13 protein-coding genes and 1 pseudogene are annotated in these 16,235 nt (G+C 59.4%); 10 read left to right on the top strand and 4 right to left on the bottom strand.

Translation table 11 applies throughout. From position 1 onward, the window contains the following. Positions 1–71: 71 nt before the first annotated feature. Positions 72–644 (bottom strand): annotated as a pseudogene (locus ACCQ04_RS01645) (DDE-type integrase/transposase/recombinase); the annotation flags it as partial. A 239-nt stretch (positions 645–883) separates the two neighbouring features. On the opposite strand from ACCQ04_RS01645, the gene ACCQ04_RS01640 reads away from it, so the two are divergent. From ACCQ04_RS01640 to ACCQ04_RS01595, 10 genes are all read left to right on the top strand, one after another. Continuing rightward, positions 884–1,228: a helix-turn-helix domain-containing protein gene (locus ACCQ04_RS01640; protein ID WP_026064830.1), complete on the top strand. Its 345-nt coding sequence runs from the start codon at positions 884–886 to the stop codon at positions 1,226–1,228. A gap of 151 nt (positions 1,229–1,379) precedes the next feature. Further along, the gene (locus ACCQ04_RS01635) at positions 1,380–1,676 is read left to right on the top strand and encodes a hypothetical protein (protein WP_039513226.1); all 297 of its coding nucleotides are present in this window, start codon (positions 1,380–1,382) and stop codon (positions 1,674–1,676) included. A gap of 41 nt (positions 1,677–1,717) precedes the next feature. Further along, on the top strand, positions 1,718–2,029 hold the full coding sequence (locus tag ACCQ04_RS01630; protein WP_039813912.1) for a hypothetical protein: 312 nt from the start codon (positions 1,718–1,720) through the stop codon (positions 2,027–2,029). 74 nt (positions 2,030–2,103) lie between these two features. Then, the gene (locus tag ACCQ04_RS01625; protein WP_372358635.1) at positions 2,104–3,345 is read left to right on the top strand and encodes a hypothetical protein; all 1,242 of its coding nucleotides are present in this window, start codon (positions 2,104–2,106) and stop codon (positions 3,343–3,345) included. Continuing rightward, on the top strand, positions 3,342–4,223 hold the full coding sequence (locus ACCQ04_RS01620; RefSeq protein ID WP_226427004.1) for a hypothetical protein: 882 nt from the start codon (positions 3,342–3,344) through the stop codon (positions 4,221–4,223). Before ACCQ04_RS01625 ends, ACCQ04_RS01620 begins: the two co-directional genes overlap by 4 nt. After that, a complete protein-coding gene (locus ACCQ04_RS01615) occupies positions 4,198–4,992 on the top strand; it encodes a class I SAM-dependent methyltransferase (protein WP_065033088.1) in 795 nt (264 codons plus the stop codon). The genes ACCQ04_RS01620 and ACCQ04_RS01615 overlap by 26 nt, the downstream gene beginning before the upstream one ends. 13 nt (positions 4,993–5,005) lie before the next feature. Then, complete coding sequence (locus tag ACCQ04_RS01610; RefSeq protein WP_226427005.1) at positions 5,006–6,313, top strand: ABC transporter permease; 1,308 nt, start codon at positions 5,006–5,008, stop codon at positions 6,311–6,313. Next, positions 6,310–7,557, top strand: coding sequence for an ABC transporter permease (locus ACCQ04_RS01605; protein ID WP_065033090.1), 1,248 nt, complete (start codon positions 6,310–6,312; stop codon positions 7,555–7,557). The genes ACCQ04_RS01610 and ACCQ04_RS01605 overlap by 4 nt, the downstream gene beginning before the upstream one ends. 43 nt (positions 7,558–7,600) lie before the next feature. Then, entirely contained in the window at positions 7,601–9,385 is a 1,785-nt protein-coding gene (locus tag ACCQ04_RS01600) for a M3 family metallopeptidase (protein ID WP_226427006.1), read from the top strand. Between the two features lie 370 nt (positions 9,386–9,755). Further along, on the top strand, positions 9,756–9,968 hold the full coding sequence (locus ACCQ04_RS01595) for a BPSL0761 family protein (protein ID WP_308632381.1): 213 nt from the start codon (positions 9,756–9,758) through the stop codon (positions 9,966–9,968). Positions 9,969–10,356: 388 nt separating this feature from the next. Here the strand turns inward: ACCQ04_RS01595 and ACCQ04_RS01590 are convergent, their stop codons facing one another. From ACCQ04_RS01590 to ACCQ04_RS01580, 3 genes are read right to left on the bottom strand one after another with little or no spacing between them, the layout of a single operon-like run. Next, entirely contained in the window at positions 10,357–11,805 is a 1,449-nt protein-coding gene (locus ACCQ04_RS01590; protein WP_226427007.1) for an efflux transporter outer membrane subunit, read from the bottom strand. Next, on the bottom strand, positions 11,805–14,954 hold the full coding sequence (locus ACCQ04_RS01585) for an efflux RND transporter permease subunit (RefSeq protein ID WP_372383684.1): 3,150 nt from the start codon (positions 14,952–14,954) through the stop codon (positions 11,805–11,807). Before ACCQ04_RS01585 ends, ACCQ04_RS01590 begins: the two co-directional genes overlap by 1 nt. Positions 14,955–14,963: 9 nt before the next feature. After that, a complete protein-coding gene (locus ACCQ04_RS01580) occupies positions 14,964–16,229 on the bottom strand; it encodes an efflux RND transporter periplasmic adaptor subunit (RefSeq protein ID WP_372358634.1) in 1,266 nt (421 codons plus the stop codon). Between the last annotated feature and the right edge of the window lie 6 nt (positions 16,230–16,235).

Below are 16,235 nucleotides of genomic sequence, written 5' to 3'. Positions count from 1 at the left end.
TCTTGATTGCCTTGAGAGGTGATTCAACGGTGTGGGTACGTTGGTTCTTAGAGCGAATGATCTTCGGGTTTGTCGACGTAGACGTTCTGGTTCGGCTTGCGCGGTTGGATCAGTCGTAACTGCACGCCACGCCCAGGCGACCATAGCCCTGCCGCAAAATTCCTTGCCGTTGTCAGTGCAGATCACCTTCGGCAAACCGCGACTGTGTGCCAACCGATCCAGCACGCGAGTTACCCGTGCCTGGGGATCGCGCGCTCCACGTCGATGGCGAGCGCTTCATGTGTCGCGTCGCCCACGATCACCAGACACTTGATCACCCGCCCGTTCGGCAGTGCGGTCGAACACGAAGTCCATTGACCACACCTGGTTGGCTGCGCTGGCCGCAATGGCGGCTGATGCTCGCCCACCGGCACTGTCTCGCGCTTGCGGCGGCGGATTTGCAGCTACTGCTCGCGGTACAGCTGCTCTACACGCTCGTAGTTCACGATGCGCACTTCCTGTCGCAGCTCGAGATAGATCATCCCTACGCCACAGCGGCGATGACGATGCGCCAGCACAACAATGCGATCGCGCAGTTCGCCATTGCGGTCTTCGCGCGGGCAATAGCGCAATGCACTGGCGCTCATACCGATTGCTGCCATGGCAAAGTTGGCCATGGCCGCATAGCTCCACTTTTGGCCACTGCTATAAATGGGGGATTACCGAACGGTTCGCGCCAAAAGCTAGCCAGCTCGCAAAAAGGTAGTCAGCTTGAATTATGCGACTCTGACCAAGCTTCATGCCCTAGCATGCACTCGACAGAAGCTCCCTGGACACGCAACTTGCGTCCAAGTGACTTTTTGTCATATAGATAAGGCAACGAACCGCACAAGGAGGTGGCCACGTGACCAATCTGATCGCAGCACGCATCCGGAAAGCGCGAAATGATCGAGGGCTATCCCAAACAGAGCTTTCGAAGTTGCTAGGTGTTAATCGAGCAACGATTGGTCATTGGGAGAGGGATGATGGCTTTACCCCCAATCTCCAACATCTGCACTCACTCAGTCTGGCTTTGGACGTCACCATCGACTGGTTGACAGGTGGAGAGCAAAATGCCTTATCAGCGCTTGCGACCAGTAGCTCGAGGGCGACACTGGAGAGCCAAATGCTAGCTCTTTCCAAGCACCTTCCCGTTTCTTTTCTGGCAAGCGTCGTGGCGCTTTTGGAAAAGGCCGAGTTTTACCTCTGAGATGAAGTGCGCCGTGCTGCTCAGGGCGCTGCTGTGCGCTGCGCAGCAAAAGGTTTGATTGACCCTTTCAACTGGCTTTACATCAGGTGGCGGGTGAAGTCGAGGTCAAGGTCTTCATTGCGCAACTCTCAATGCCAAAGGAAGGATCAATATGAGCAAGAGCATCACCACCAAGACGATTTCGTCGCTGACGCTGATCATTGCGGGTGCAGCGGGCTCCGCTGCGGCGGCGGAACCCGCCCCCATGGCGACTCAGAACCTGGAATTTGCGACGGCGATCAATGCCGATCTGGAAGACCTGCGGATGGCAGAATTTGCCTCGTCCGAATCGCTGTTGATTTCTGCCGATGGTCACCATTCGGATTCGATCGGTTCCCACCACCATCACACCATCGCCAGCACCGAAGGTGTGAAGCCGACAGACGCAGCTTCACGCTTCGATGTTTGATCGTCCATCTCTGACCTATATTAAAGGACTATAAGCTCGCCATGAATGACCATCGCCATCTCACCAAGACCCTGTCCGCATTGACCTTGCTCGTTGTTGGTTCTACCGCGGGTGCCGCCATGGCTGGAACCGCCGGCGATCAGAGAACTAACACTGCGCTTGAAGCCGCCGCATCCATGACCTCGCTCAACGACCTGGCGATGGATGAGTTCGACAAAACCGCGAAGGCTAGCAACCTTCTCGCTGCGGCGGACGGTCATCACGACGATTCGATTGGCTCCCACCACCACCACGCCATTGCTTCGGCAACGACGGCCGATCGGCAAAGCGAATCTGGTCGTTTTGACGTTTGATCTAAGCGAGATCGCCGAGGAGCCAGCTAAGGCTCCTCGGTGTAGGCCATGAACTTCGCAGGGAGTGAAGTGCAATGAACGCCGTATTGAGCAGCTCGGGTGTTGTCATAGAGCGCCCCCTATGCCTCATGGAACTCACCACAGCATCCGTTCATGCCGGGGAGGTGATGGAAGGCATCATGTGGGCAAGGTTAAATCGCATGCGCATGCGTCTACAAGAAGCGCTAAAAACCAGGAAAGATGAAAGATTTCTAGAGGCGATCTACCATCTTTATACATCCATGCCACCTGACCGCCAGGCGCGCCTTCTTCTGAGTTCAGAGTTCTGCGAATGCTACTTGGCCATTGAGGCTGCGCAGCGCAAGCTCAGCTCAGGAATCGGCGACCAGCAAGATGAGTTGGAATTGGCGCGAAATTTCGCGCTACTCCATGATCTTGTTTGCCGCGAACATGCGATTGATGAGCTGGCAAAAGGGCGCGTGAGCAAGTACTTGGCTGAGTCGCGCCAATGGTACCTATACAGCCCACTTGGCGACGCCTACGCCGCCAGGTCGAGCTCTGGTGGCTGGGGCCTTGAAAGGGTCCAAAGTGTAGGTGACTGCATTGCAGTTGACTTCGATAGCCCTGTCGCTACGAACTATGAACCGCGCTCTGGGGTGCTCAGCCAGACCTATTTACCGCTCGACGACCTCGAGCGCCACGCGGTTCGGGCCAAGATCGCTGAAAGCTTGCGGTTGATTGACCAAGCAGAGCCACTTTATGGGCTGATAATTCGAAATTTCGTCAGACGCATTGTCGTGCGTAAGTCCCAAGAGCGATCTGACCTGGGGCCAAAGCACTACGGGTCGGAGCATGTGCCGAGGCAACCGGGGTCGCTGCGACTGCTCAACATTCACCGCGATGAACTCAGTGTTGAAGCATGCATGGAAAGCATTATGCATGAGAGCACCCACAATTTCCTTGCCGCGTGGGAGCTTGCTCACGGATTTTTTGTCGCAAACGACTACAAGCACCGGGTAGTTTCGCCCTGGTCCGGAAATCAGATTCCGAACTCGTCATTTATTCACGCTGTGTTCGTCTACTACATCTGCCATCGCCTCTTGAAGAGTCACTTGGCAGCAGCAATGTGGCTCACCGATGAGGCGGTCCAGCATGTGCACAAACGACTAGCTGTCTGCGCATCCGGGTTCTTGATCCAACAACCACTGAGCCAGCGCTTGATGTCCACTGCGCCGCTCAATGAAGACATCGGCACGATGATTGACATGATGCAGTCTGACATGCAGCGCGAGTACGGATACGAGGCAGCAGCATGAAAGCAAAGACCGTAGTCCTCTACTCGGACCGACAGGATCCGATTGCCTTGCAGGCATTAAGATCGACACAGTCAGATGTGGCTTGCGTCCATGTCGATCAGTTAATTCCGCTCTTGGCTCGCCAAGACTGGCCTGAGATTCTCAGAATGGCCACAACGGCCGATATCGAGAAGATCTTCGCCGGATCCAAGATCATCAATCGCGCCTTTGCGCTGGCCGGCACGGAGCTTTCCTCGTGCTTGGCTGCTTGGGGTGTGGATGAGCGCTGGTTCCATATCCGTTTGCAGGGCTTGTTGAGGCTTGGGAGCGCGGTGTCCTATGACACTGGGGTTAGAGGAGTGTCGCGATCGCTCTTGCCCTTGAATGCTCAGTGGTTTGAGATGAAGCGATCCTTGCCTGATCTGCCTACGCCACACTTCGAGTATGGCTTTGGCTACGAACATCCTGACATCTCAGCGATGACGGGTCCGCTTCAAAAGTCTGTCTGGTCACTGTTTGACTGGAAGATTGAACGTCACTTAAGCCCCGATGAGGCGAGGCGTCATCAGTTTTTTGTGGAAGCTCCGGTCGGGGTTCCGCTGATTGCTTACTTCGTTGGAAGTGCGGTAGAGGTCCTTTGGCCTCGTGAGCGCGTTGAGGTTGATCTGAGTCGAGTCAATGAAGTAGCCGAGGTCGCGCGGCGCGTTTTCCGGGCTGAGGCCGGTGAAGTGCTTCTTTATGCGGAAGACCAAGGTTTGCGCTTCTATGCGTTCTCGCCGCACCTCCTATCAGTGGCGGAAGAACCCGCATTTCGAGCGATGCTCGTCGCTTGGCTTGCATCCGACAATCTCAATAATTTAGGGAGCAACACCGATGCTGCGCCTCGGATCGTCCATTGAACAGCTTCTCCGAATTCGCGAGGAGATCGGATGGCTCTACGGGAGCGAAGATCTTTGCGTTTTACTTTACAGCTTAGTCAAACGGGAGAAGCCAGCGGTGGTCGTGGAGTTGGGGACAGGTCTTGGTGTATCCACCGCTTGGATGGCTGCCGCCATGAAGGAGACGGGAAAGGGTACTCTGCACACCTACGATAACGGATCGCATTACATCAGTGAGCCTTCGCAAAAGTTCCTCAGTGGGCTAACGGAGCCGCTTGCCTCCTTCGCACGACTTGAAGAGGGCCTGGATGGTTTCAACGCCTTCATTCATAGCTTGATGAAGTGGGTTGGGGTCGAGGAGCATGTAGTCGTCCACCGAGACGATATCTCGATGAAGAAAGTTGTATCAGATGATGCTTTCCAGGCGGGCGTCGATATGGTCTTCTCCGACTTCAACCACTCGCCGGAAAGCATCCAAGCCTTGTTAAGTGCTTTCCTCCCGGTCATGCGTGAGACTTCGTCCGTCTTCATCGATAGTGCCTCAACGCATCGGCTGAGCTACCTAGCGCTCGAACGGATTGTCGAACATCTCAACCAGGGACGCTTGCCTGCTGGGCTTGCCAAAGGACTCAACGAGGATCAAATTCAACACGTGGAGGGGAAGGTCAGGCGATCTTCGTTTCGTCTCATGCATCTCATCGAAACCCACGATCGCGCACAGAACAGCACAGCTTGGTTGAGAATTGAGCCAATCGACATCCAGGCTGCCGGCGCGACGTTCTTCCACTAAATGTAAGGCCCAAATGTTCAGCTACTACGTCAATCTGGCGAGACAAAACCTCTTAGCCTCGAAGACGATGACCTTTGCTCTGGTTATCGCCCTTGCACTGGGGGTTGGCGCAAGCATGACGATGCTCACTGTGGTTCGGGTGCTTTCGTGGGACCCAATGCCAGGGCGTAGCGCACATCTGTTCCATCCCTACTTCGATCCGCTGCCTCGATCTTATGAAGTGAAGCCTTCGCTTGATCCCAGAAATTCAGTAACTTGGACGGATGCGAAGGAGATTATGCGGCGACTGCCTGCTCAATACAGTGCAGCGATGGCCACAGGTCATTTGCTCGTGAATGCCCAGGATGGTGTGGAATCGCCATTCCTTGTTGATGGGCAGTATGCAACCCCTGATATTTTCCCGATGTTCGGAATAGGACTCAGCCAAGGGCGCAACTGGACTAACGAGGAAGAGCAGTCACGTGCGGATCTCGTGGTGATCAGCGAGTCATTCAAGAGACGTCTAGGGCAAGCCGGCGAGGTCGGGCGACAACTTCAACTTGGTCCAAGAGTTTTCAAAATCATTGGGATTGCTCGGGATTGGGCCCCCATGCCTCGTTTCCACACCGATTTGCAGAAGGATACCTTCAAAGGACAAGACGACTTTTACATCCCGCTACACACTGCGATTGACTCACGTCTCAGCGTCAGTTCTAGCATGTTCTCGTGGGGACAAGGGGGTGACGCAAACAAGATGGAAAGTCCCTCCACCGCTTGGCTGCAGCTTTGGGTTTATCTCGAAGATCATGCTGAGCAAGGGCGTTATGCCGAGCAGCTTCAAAGTTATGTCGACCAACAAGCAGACACGGGTCGCTTCGAGCGACGGAGTCCTGTCCGTTTGGAGGAACTTGAAGATTATTTGATCCGCCGTCAGGTGGTTCCAGATGATGTGAAGCTACAACTTGCTCTGGCAATTGGCTTCCTGACTGTTTGCATGGTCAATATCTGTGCGTTGCTGTTCTCACGATTCATCAAGCGAACCCACGAAGTGGCGGTAAGGCGTGCGTTGGGCGCTCGCAGAGTCGATATCCTGGCCCAGCTGTGCACGGAATCGCTCCTGATCGGCGTGTTCGGTGGATTGGGCGCACTAATCGTTTGCCAGGTTGGATTGTCGATGATCCGGGGGCAGCCGGAAGACTACGCCGCATTAGCACATATGGATTTGACCATGGGTGCAGGCACCTTGGCCTTCGCCTGCCTATCAAGTCTTGCTGCTGCCGCGCTACCGGCATTCCGCACAGCTTCTGGTCGCGTGGCTATGCAGATCAAGGTGGCAGAATGAGTGTCTCGCAGATCCCGGTTATTGCGCGAAGCCTGAAAAGGCATCGGTTGATTTCAGCAGTCTTCCTATTGCAGATCATCATCACCACGGCAGTTATTAGTAACGTTTCATCTTTGTTGGCCAATCGCGTTGAGCTTCTAACCTACCAGACGGGATTACGCGAAGATGGACTGGGCATTGTTGAGACCGAGTTCCTGGGGGACGGCAGCGACAACGCGCGCTCTAAAGTGTCGGCGGATTTGCAACTTTTGAGTGAAATTCCTGGAATCCAAAGCGTTGCGGCGGTTGAAGCACTGCCGTTAAGTCAGAATAATTGGACGGTAGGCATCACCAATAAGATTCTTGATAGGAATGATCTTCGTGGACTGATTGAGGCCGAGCCCTCGGTTTACAGTGTTTCACCGGGTGCGCTCCAAACACTTGGTTTGACGCTTACGGCAGGACGGGATTTTTCCTCCGATGCTTATGTTCCCATGGCTGCCAGTGACGACTATGCTGGTCTTTACCATGCCGGTGAGGTCATTATTTCGAAAGGACTTGCCAACACATTGTTTCCTGGTGAAAGTGCACTTGGCAAGGCGATATTTGTGGATGGGGACCACCCCGTTCACATTGTTGGAGTTGCTGAAAATATCGCTCGTCCTCTTCTCGGAAGCGGGCAGGGCAACGATGTGTCCATGCTCCTTCCGCTTGTTCCAGACGCCAAACGCGTTATCTATGCCATCCGTGCCGAGCCCGATCGTCTGGTAGATCTGTTGAGCCAGGCAGAGACCGGGCTCCGAACCTTGGATCGAAATCGGATGATACCTCGCGTTATGAGCTACGAAGAGCTTCGTAAAGGCTACTTCCGGCGCGATCGGATGATGGCTTACCTCTTCTTGGCGGCAGGCGCCTCATTGTTGGTCGTTACGGGAATCGGGGTTTATGGTTTGGTGAGCTTGTGGGTTCGACAGCGCTACCGAAATATCGGCATCCGTCGTTCTTTGGGCGCCCGGTCGGTCGATATCACCAAATACTTCATGACAGAGAACATGCTGCTCACAGGTACAGGTGCGGTGATCGGAAGCGGCTTGGCGGCGGCGCTTAGCCAGTGGATATCCTTGAACTACGGCGCACCGAAGGTGCCTGGTGGATTTCTTATTGGTGGATTTGTGCTGGTTTGCGCGCTGGGTCAACTGGCCGCCTGGCTCCCCGCACGAAAGGCGGCCAAGACTGCGCCTGTAGTCACGATGAGGTCAGCATAATTCACGGTATAGTAGAGCCATCAGCATTTCGGCTTATTCGGTCATGCTTGGATTGAAGGCGGCTTTATTTATTTGCGTTGGTCTGATGGTGATGTTGGCTGGTGATGTGAAAGCTTCCGAGGCAAATCGCCAGAACTACGAGGCTGACGAGCGTGCCTTCTTCGCATCAGCAGAAGTGGAAAAGGCTGAGCGAAGCACTTTGGCACGGTCATTGGCGTTGGCAACGGGGGACCTTAAGGCTTCCGACGCATCAATGCGCTTCGCTCGTTTTGAAGACCTCTTCGGCAAGTGCTTAAGGCACCATAGCTATTACGAACTCCTGAGTTCGAGAAATACAAGCGATGCTTCGTCTCGCCAAGCGCTCAGTGAGGTCGATGGGCTGTGTGAGGAGGCGTCGACTCAGGCAAGAGGCGTATTGCTTTCATCCTCCCCCGAAGAAGCATGGACAAAGCCCTATGCTTTCCTCAGACAGCGTGCCGAGCACGCGCGCGATCACAAGCCAGCAACGGACCAAATGGCGACCTTTGAGGCGGCGTCTGACAAAGTGGATCAGCTGTCTAGACAGTATGCCTCCATACTCGAAGCAACGCCGTTCGAGACCATCGAGACGCACCAAGGGCGGTTGCACGCTTTTCTCGACAACAAGACATTGATGGGTGATCCGGATCGCGCTGTCCGTGCTGATGCCTGGCGCGCTTACTGGAAAGGAATCGATTCCAAGTCAGATCTTCTTGGGCAGACGCTCATTGGCATTGTTCACAATGAGAACACGATGGCCGTCGCCAAGGGTTATAACGGTGCACCCGAAGCACACTATGCCACCATGGGAATGACCCGCGAGGCAGTGGGTGATGCACTCGTTGCCATGGAAAGCCACGCTGGCTCTTGGCAAGCCTACCTAGCCATGAAAGGTGACAAGCCATGGGATATGGCTGCGCCGGTCGGTCATTTCTCACATCATTTGACGATTGATCAGCTCAGGCGGGTTGCAACGCGTGCGATGGCTCCGCTCGGCGAGCATCACGCTGAACAGCTGTCCCGTGTACTCGATGTGCGGGAGCGGCGCATGGACTTGTCATCTACACCGGGATCGAGAACGATGGATGCGTTCTCGATCACGGCGCCTGGTGTTCCATCGGTGCTTTATGTGGGCTATCGCCGAGATGATCTTGAAAGCGATGTCGAGTTGATCCATGAGGCCGCGCATGCCGTGCATGGGCAGCTGATGAATGACGCTCAGACCTCTCCTCTGGCCAGAAACGGGCCATCCTGGATGATTGAAGCCTTCGCCATCTTGGACGAACTGCTTCTAAGAGAAAAACTCGCCAAGGAGGCTGAGACACCGGAAGCGCGGGAGTTCTATCTTCGGTCGTTGATCGACGACATGGCCCTTCAACTCTTTACCTCAGCAGAAGAAGCACAGCTTGAGCGCGACATCTATGACGGGTTCGCTACGAACACCCTGAAAAGCGCTGCCGATCTCTCGAAGGTGACTATGCGCGTGCTAAGCAGATATGAGCAGCGAACTCAGCTCCATCCTGAATTGGCTAATACTTGGGCGACAAAGCGCCTGTTCTATCAAGATCCAATGTATCTGACGAACTACCTGTACGCAGGGTTGGTCGCCGTCAAGCTCTTCGAGCTAAGCCATCTGAACGACCCAGCGTTTCAGGTGCGTTATCGATCACTCGAAGAGCAGGGTTTTGGTCAAGATCCCCTTGCGTCGTTAGAAGCGACACTCGGTGGCAAGATCAGTTGGAGGCGCTTGGTGGACGAGGACGTAGCCTTCTTTGATGCGCAAGTGGCTCATCTCACGCGATTGCGCTGAGGATGGATGGGCGGACCGGAACACCAAGACCGTGCCGCCGCCGAGTATCCCAGGGAGGATCGTTTATTCCGTCTGTATCGCGCAAATCGTGCAGCAGCAGGGCACGGAAAACGCGGCATTTTGTTAGGGCTTGGGGATAACATCGTCGTGGCGTCATGCCGGGATGTTCCGTTACGACAGCTCCAGCTTCTTGGCCAAAGCCCAGACCTTCTGCGGCTTGACGTGATCTCGGCGGGCGGCTACCTCCGAGGCCATCCGGTGACCAGGCGATGTGGTGTAAGTACCGTGCCTGCAGCTGCACGCTGGAAGTGTCACGCGAGCGGAACTAAGCGCTACACCTAAGACTTCCTTAGCCTTGGCAAGCAGTCGCATGAGCCTACCTGACGAGCGCACTCGCAACCTGCTGCAATCCGGAGCGTTTCTCAAGGAACTCGCCGGCAACCAAGCCGCGCCCAAGTCCGTGCGCCAGGAGGCTATCGGCTGTTGCATCATTACCCGACACTCTGTGATTTCGAAGCCATCGCCCAACATGAAGAGCAGTTGCGGGACCTCACCCGGTCGGCGTTTGTGCGACCTTATCTGATGTCGCAGTCCGAGCAGGACTTGTTCCGCAGTTACCCCAGAGGTCCTGATCGGATTTGAGCGACGGCACGCGTTCTGGTGGGCACGAAGCCTCCCCGCCCTGAGTAGCGACCGAGTTTAGAGCCTGAGGGTGATGATATCCGTGCTGGCTAGGTATTGGGCATAAGCAGCCGATGTCATGCCGCAGAGTGCGTTCTTGGGTCGGTCGCCGCGCAAGATCCCGCGACGGTGAGCGGCAAGGACTAGTCGAGATGGTCGGTGCATGAGTGCGAGCAGCACGCTACGCGCTGCCCGATGAGGTGCGGTTTGAGCAGCTTCTTTTGATCCGGGTACTGTCGCTGCCATTGCGGATCTGACGCATGCGCTTGCGCTCGTGCATCCATGCAGGGCTACTGTTGCGCCAGCGGTTGCGATTGCGCATCGGCGCCGCCGCCGAGCACCTTGTACAAGGTCACCCGGTTGCTCGCTTCGGTCAGCCGCAGGCTGATCAAGGTCTGTTGTGCGCTGTAGAGCGAGCGCTGCGCGTCCAGCGCCACCAGATAACTGTCCACGCCGTTGCGGTAGCGCGCATCCGACAGGGTGAAACCGCGTTGTGCCGCATCCACCAGGGCGCGCTGCGCGTCCATGCGTTCGTCCAGCTGGGTGCGCTCGGCCAGCGCGTCGGCCACTTCGCTGAAGGCGGTCTGGATCGCCAGTTCGTATTGGGCGATGGTGATGTCCTTCTGCAGCTTGGCCACATCCAGTTCGGCCTTCAGCGCGCCGGCGCGGAAGATCGGCAGGCTCACGCTGGGCGTGAACGACCAGGTGTGGTCGCCATCGAACAGGCTGGACAAGGCATCGCTGCCGCGCCCGACATTGCCGGTCAGCGAGATGGAGGGGAAGAACGCCGCACGCGCCGCGCCGATGTCAGCATTGGCGGCCTTGAGCGTGTGCTCGGCCGACAATACGTCCGGGCGCTGCAACAGCACGCGCGATTCCAGCTGCGCCGGCAACGGTGCCAATGCCACGCCGCTCTCGATCGCATCGGCAGCCGGCAACAACGCCGCCGGTACCGGCGTGCCCACGACCAGGTTCAGCGCATTGCGCGACTGCGCCAGCTGGGTGGTGAAGCTGGCTACATCGGCGCGCGCGCTTTCCACGCTGGTCTGGATCTGCGCCAGATCCAGCCCGGAGACGATGCCGTTGTCGTGCTGCAATTCGGTCAGGCGCAGCGTCTTGCGCTGGCTCTCCAGGGTCTGCTGGGCAAGTGCCAGCCGCTGCTGATCGGCGGCCACGGTGAGCCAGTCGCTGGCCACTTCGGCCACCAGGCTCAGGCGGGTGCTGCGCTGGGTCTGCTCGCTGGCCAGATAGGTTTCCAGCGCTTCGTTCTTGAGGCTGCGGATACGCCCGAACAGGTCCAGCTCCCAGCTGCTGATCCCCACCTGCCCGGTGGCGCTGCGGATGATCTGCGGCGCGCCGGTGAAACTGGTCGCGGCTGCGGCACGTTGCGCCGTGTGCGAGACGGTAGCGTCCACCGCCGGAAACAGGTCCGCACGCTGGATGCGGTACTGCGCACGTGCCTGCTCGATATTGAGCACGGCCACACGCAGATCGCGGTTGTTGTCCAGCGCCAGTGCGACCACCTGTTGCAGGCGCGCATCGACCAGCACCTGCCGCCAATCCAGCTGGCCCGCAGCGATAGTGCTGCCATCGGCACTGTCGCCATGGGTCACGCTGCCGGTGTCGCCGACCACGCCGGGCACCGGCGCATCCGGGCGCGCATATTGCGGCGCCATGCTGACGCAGCCGCTCAATGCGATGGCACAGGCCACCGCCAGGCTGAGGGATGTCGTGCGCATCATGGCGTTACCTCGGAGGTGGAAACGACGGGGGAGTGCGCGGCCGCCTTGCCGGGAAACAGGCTGCGCACCATCACGTAGAACAACGGTACGAAGAAGATGCCCAGGACGGTGGAGGCCAGCGTGCCGCCGAGCACGCCGGTGCCCAGCGAATGGCGTCCGCCGGAGCCGGCGCCGCTGCTGATCACCATCGGCAGCACGCCGAGCATGAAGGCCAGCGAGGTCATCAGGATCGGGCGCAGGCGCATGCGTGCGGCGTGCAGGGTGGCCTCGATCAAGGGCTGGCCTTTCTCTTCCAGCTCCTTGGCGAACTCCACGATCAGGATGCCGTTCTTGGCGGCCAGGCCCATCGTTGCCAGCAGGCCGACCTGGAAGTAGATGTCGTTGGACAGCCCGCGCATCCAGGTCGCCAGCAGCGCGCCGACGATGCCCACCGGCACCGCCAGCATCACCGAGATCGGGATCGACCAGCTCTCGTACAACGCGGCCAGGCACAGGAACACGAACACCAGCGACACCGCATACAACATCCAGGTCTGGGTGCCGGCGGCCTGTTCCTGATACGACATGCCCGACCAGGCGTAGCCCACGCCCTTGCCCATGCCGTCCACTTCGCCGGCGACCGCGGTCATCGCATCGCCCGAGCTGATGCCGGATGCGGCGCTGCCGGTGATCTCCATCGATTCGCTGCCATTGAAGCGGGTCAACACCTGCGGCGCATACGCCCAGGCGCTGCTGGCGAACGCGGAGAACGGCACCATGGCGGCGTCGCTGTTGCGCACGTACCAGCGGTCGATATCGCCGGGCAGCATGCGTGCGGACGCTTCGCCCTGCACGTACACGCGCTTGACCCGGTTGTTGTTGAGAAAATCGTTGACGTAGCGCCCGCCCATCACCGTGGAGAGCGTGGTGTTGATGTCGGCTGCGGCCACGCCCAGCGCGCCGGCCTTGGCATCGTCGATCTGCACGCGGTAGGTCGGCGCGTCGTCCAGGCCGTTGAAGCGCACCGCCGTCAGGTTCTGATTGCCGTTGGCCAGCTGCAGCAACTGCTTGCGCGCTTCCACCAGCGCCTCGTGGCCGTTGCCGGCGGCATCCTGCAGCTGCAGGGTGAAACCGGAACTGGTGCCCAGCCCGTTGATGGCCGGCGGCGTCAATGCAAACACCTGCGCGTCGGGCAGCGTCATCATCATCGCGCCGGTGATGCGCTGGGCCACCTCCTGCGCCGAACCCTCGCGGTCGGCCCAGTCCTTCAGGCGGATAAAGCCCATGCCCGAGTTTTGGCTGCTGCCGGCCAGGCTGAAGCCGGAGATGGTCATGATGCCCTGCACTTCCGGCTGCTTGAGGATGAACGCGGTGGCCTGGTCGATCGACTGCTGGGTGCGTTGCTGGGTGGCACCGGCCGGCGCACTGAACATCACCATCAGCATGCCCTGGTCTTCCTCGGGCAGGAACGCGCTGGGCAACCGCCAGAACAGCAGGCCAAGCACCACCAGCAACAGCGCGTAGACCAGCGAGCCGAGCTTGCGATGGCCGACCACACGCTCCACGCCACGCCCATAGCGCTCGGTACCGCGATCGAAGCGGGTGTTGAACCAGGTGAAGAAGGTGCCCAGCGCGCCCTTGCGCGAGACATGGCCGCCCTTGTCGATGGGCTTGAGCAAGGTGGCGCACAGCGCCGGACTCAGGGTCAGCGCGACCACCAGCGACAGGATCATCGCCGCGGCAATGGTCACCGAAAACTGCCGATAGATCTCGCCGGTGGTGCCGCCGAAGAAGGCCATCGGCAGGAACACCGCCGTGAGCACCAGCGCGATGCCGACCAGGGCGCTGGTGATCTGGTCCATCGAGGTGTGCGTGGCCTCGCGCGGCGACATGCCCTGCTCGGCCATCAGGCGCTCGACGTTTTCCACCACCACGATGGCATCGTCCACCAGCAGGCCGATCGCCAGCACCATCGCGAACATGGTCAGCGTGTTGATCGAAAAGCCCAGCAGCGACAACACCCCGAAGGTGCCCATCAGCACCACCGGCACCGCAATCACCGGCACCAGCGTGGCACGCCAGTTCTGCAGGAACAGGTACATCACCACGACCACCAGCACGATCGCTTCGATCAGGGTCTTGACCACTTCCTCGATGGAGATGCGCACGAACGGTGTGGTGTCGTAGGCGACCTCGTACTTCAGGCCGGCCGGGAAATAAGGCTTGAGTGCATCCAGCTTGGCTTCCACCAGCTTGGCCGCGTCCAGCGCATTGGCACCGGTCGCCAGCTGCAGGCCCATGCCCGAGGCGGCCTTGCCGTTGAACTTGGAACTGGAGCCGTAGGATTCCGAGCCCAGCTCCACCCGCGCGACATCGCGCAGGTAGACCGTGGCGCCGCCGGCATCGGACTTGAGCACGATGTTCTCGAACTGCGCCGGTGTGCGCAGCTTGCTGCGCGAGGTCACTGTGGCATTCAACTGCTGGCCCTGCAGCGCCGGCAATGCACCCAGCGCGCCCGACGAGACATCGGCGTTCTGCGCGGCGATCGCGCTGCTGACATCCGAGGGCATCAATGCGTAGGTGTGCAGTTTCTCCGGATCCAGCCAGACGCGCATCGCGTACTCGGCACCGAACACGTTGACGCTGCCGATGCCGTTGAGGCGGCTGATCGGGTCCTGCAACGAGGACACCATGTAGTCGCCGATGTCGGTGCTGTCCATGCTGCCGTCTTCGGAAGTGAAGGCCAGCACCATGAACATGCTGCCGCTGGCCGACTTGGTCACGGTCACGCCGTTGGTCTTGACCTCGTCAGGCAGCAGCGCCTCGCCTTGCGACACCTTGTTCTGCACCTGCACCTGCGCGGTGTCCGGGTCGGTGCCGGACTCGAAGGTCAGCGTGAGTTGCGCGGTGCCCGCCGAGCTGCTGCTGGAGGACATGTAAAGCAGATTGTCCAGGCCCGTCATCTGCTGTTCGAGGATCTGCGTGACCGAGTTCTGCACGGTCTCTGCGGAGGCACCGGTATAGGTCGCACTGACCGTGACCGAGGGCGGTGCGATGTCCGGGTATTGCTCCAGCGGCAACGAGAAGATCGAGATCGCGCCGGCCAGCGTGATGACGATGGCGATGACCCAGGCGAAGATGGGGCGGTCGATGAAGAAACGAGCCATGGGAGTTCCTCAGTCGGCCTTGGGCGTGGCGCTGGCCGGCGCTGCAGGCGTCGGCGTGGCCGCACGCGCAGCGGCGGCAGGTGCGGCTGCAGCGGCTGCATTCGGCGCTGCCGCTGTGGTAACTGTGGTGGCGCTCACCTCGCGCGTCTTCACCGGCATGCCGACCTGGATCTTCTGCAGGCCCTGCACGATCACGCTCTCGCCTGCGGACAGCCCTTCGCTGACCACCCAGCGATCGCCCACCGCATCGCCGGTCTTGAGCACGCGCTGCGCCACCTTGCCGTCGGCGCCGACCACCATCGCCACCGCCTCGCCCTTGCTGTTGCGGGTGACGGCCTGTTGCGGCACCAGGATCGCCTGCTCGTTGACCGCCATCGACAGCACTGCCTTGACGTACATGCCGGGCAGCAACAGATGGTCGGGGTTCGGAATCACCGCACGCAGCTTCACCGTGCCGGTGGTGGCATCCACCGCGGTGTCCACCACTTCCAGCGTGCCGGTGCGCGCGTAGGCAGTGCCGTCTTCCAGCAACAGCTTGACCTCGGCCTTGCCATCGACCGCCTTGAGCTGGCCGGCATCGAGCTTGCGCCGCAGCTGCAGCAGCTGCGCGCTGGACTGACTGACATCCACATAGATCGGATCGAGCTGGTTGATGGTGGTGAGCACATCGGTCTGGTCGGCGGTGACCAGCGCGCCCGGGGTGAAGCTCGAGGTGCCGATACGGCCGCTGATCGGCGCGGTGATGCGGGTGAAATCCAGATTGAGCTTTGCGGTCTGCAACGCCGCCCTGGCCGCGGTGACTGCGGCTTCGTTCTGGCGCAAGGTGGCGGTGGCGTCGTCGCCGTCCTGCTGGCTGACCGCATCCAGCTTGACCAGCGTCTGATACCGCTGCGCCTTGGGCCTGGCCGAGAGCACCGCCGCTTCGGCCTGCGCCAGTTCGCCTTGCGCGGACGCGTAGGAGGCCTGGAACGGCGCCGGCTCGATCTGGTACAGCACCTGCCCGGCCTGCACCTGCTCGCCTTCGGTGAACAGCCGCTTGCGCAGGATGCCGCCCACTTGCGGGCGCACCTGCGCGCTTTGATAGGCCACGGTGCGCCCGGGAAGCGTCTGGTCCAGCGCCAGGCGCTGCACGTCCATGCGTTGCACGCCCACTTCCACTTGCCGCTGCTGCGGCGCTTGCGCAGGCGAACACGCCGCCAGCGCGACGGTGATCATGGCGGCCAGCAGCCACTGACGCGGCACCACGGCAGAACGGGAGGAAGCAACGCAACGCATACGGCG

This window comes from Xanthomonas sp. NCPPB 2866, assembly GCF_041475745.2.
In the GTDB taxonomy this organism is placed as follows: domain Bacteria; phylum Pseudomonadota; class Gammaproteobacteria; order Xanthomonadales; family Xanthomonadaceae; genus Xanthomonas; species Xanthomonas arboricola.
This window is presented reverse-complemented; position numbering and strand designations above follow the sequence as displayed.

Coding starts and splice junctions, on each gene's coding strand:
- ACCQ04_RS01595 (WP_308632381.1), top strand. CDS start 9,756: ATGAGCCTACCTGACGAGCGCACTCGCAACCTGCTGCAATCCGGAGCG.
- ACCQ04_RS01585 (WP_372383684.1), bottom strand. CDS start 14,954: ATGGCTCGTTTCTTCATCGACCGCCCCATCTTCGCCTGGGTCATCGCC.
- ACCQ04_RS01620 (WP_226427004.1), top strand. CDS start 3,342: ATGAAAGCAAAGACCGTAGTCCTCTACTCGGACCGACAGGATCCGATT.
- ACCQ04_RS01610 (WP_226427005.1), top strand. CDS start 5,006: ATGTTCAGCTACTACGTCAATCTGGCGAGACAAAACCTCTTAGCCTCG.
- ACCQ04_RS01615 (WP_065033088.1), top strand. CDS start 4,198: ATGCTGCGCCTCGGATCGTCCATTGAACAGCTTCTCCGAATTCGCGAG.
- ACCQ04_RS01635 (WP_039513226.1), top strand. CDS start 1,380: ATGAGCAAGAGCATCACCACCAAGACGATTTCGTCGCTGACGCTGATC.
- ACCQ04_RS01630 (WP_039813912.1), top strand. CDS start 1,718: ATGAATGACCATCGCCATCTCACCAAGACCCTGTCCGCATTGACCTTG.
- ACCQ04_RS01605 (WP_065033090.1), top strand. CDS start 6,310: ATGAGTGTCTCGCAGATCCCGGTTATTGCGCGAAGCCTGAAAAGGCAT.
- ACCQ04_RS01590 (WP_226427007.1), bottom strand. CDS start 11,805: ATGCGCACGACATCCCTCAGCCTGGCGGTGGCCTGTGCCATCGCATTG.
- ACCQ04_RS01600 (WP_226427006.1), top strand. CDS start 7,601: ATGCTTGGATTGAAGGCGGCTTTATTTATTTGCGTTGGTCTGATGGTG.
- ACCQ04_RS01580 (WP_372358634.1), bottom strand. CDS start 16,229: ATGCGTTGCGTTGCTTCCTCCCGTTCTGCCGTGGTGCCGCGTCAGTGG.
- ACCQ04_RS01625 (WP_372358635.1), top strand. CDS start 2,104: ATGAACGCCGTATTGAGCAGCTCGGGTGTTGTCATAGAGCGCCCCCTA.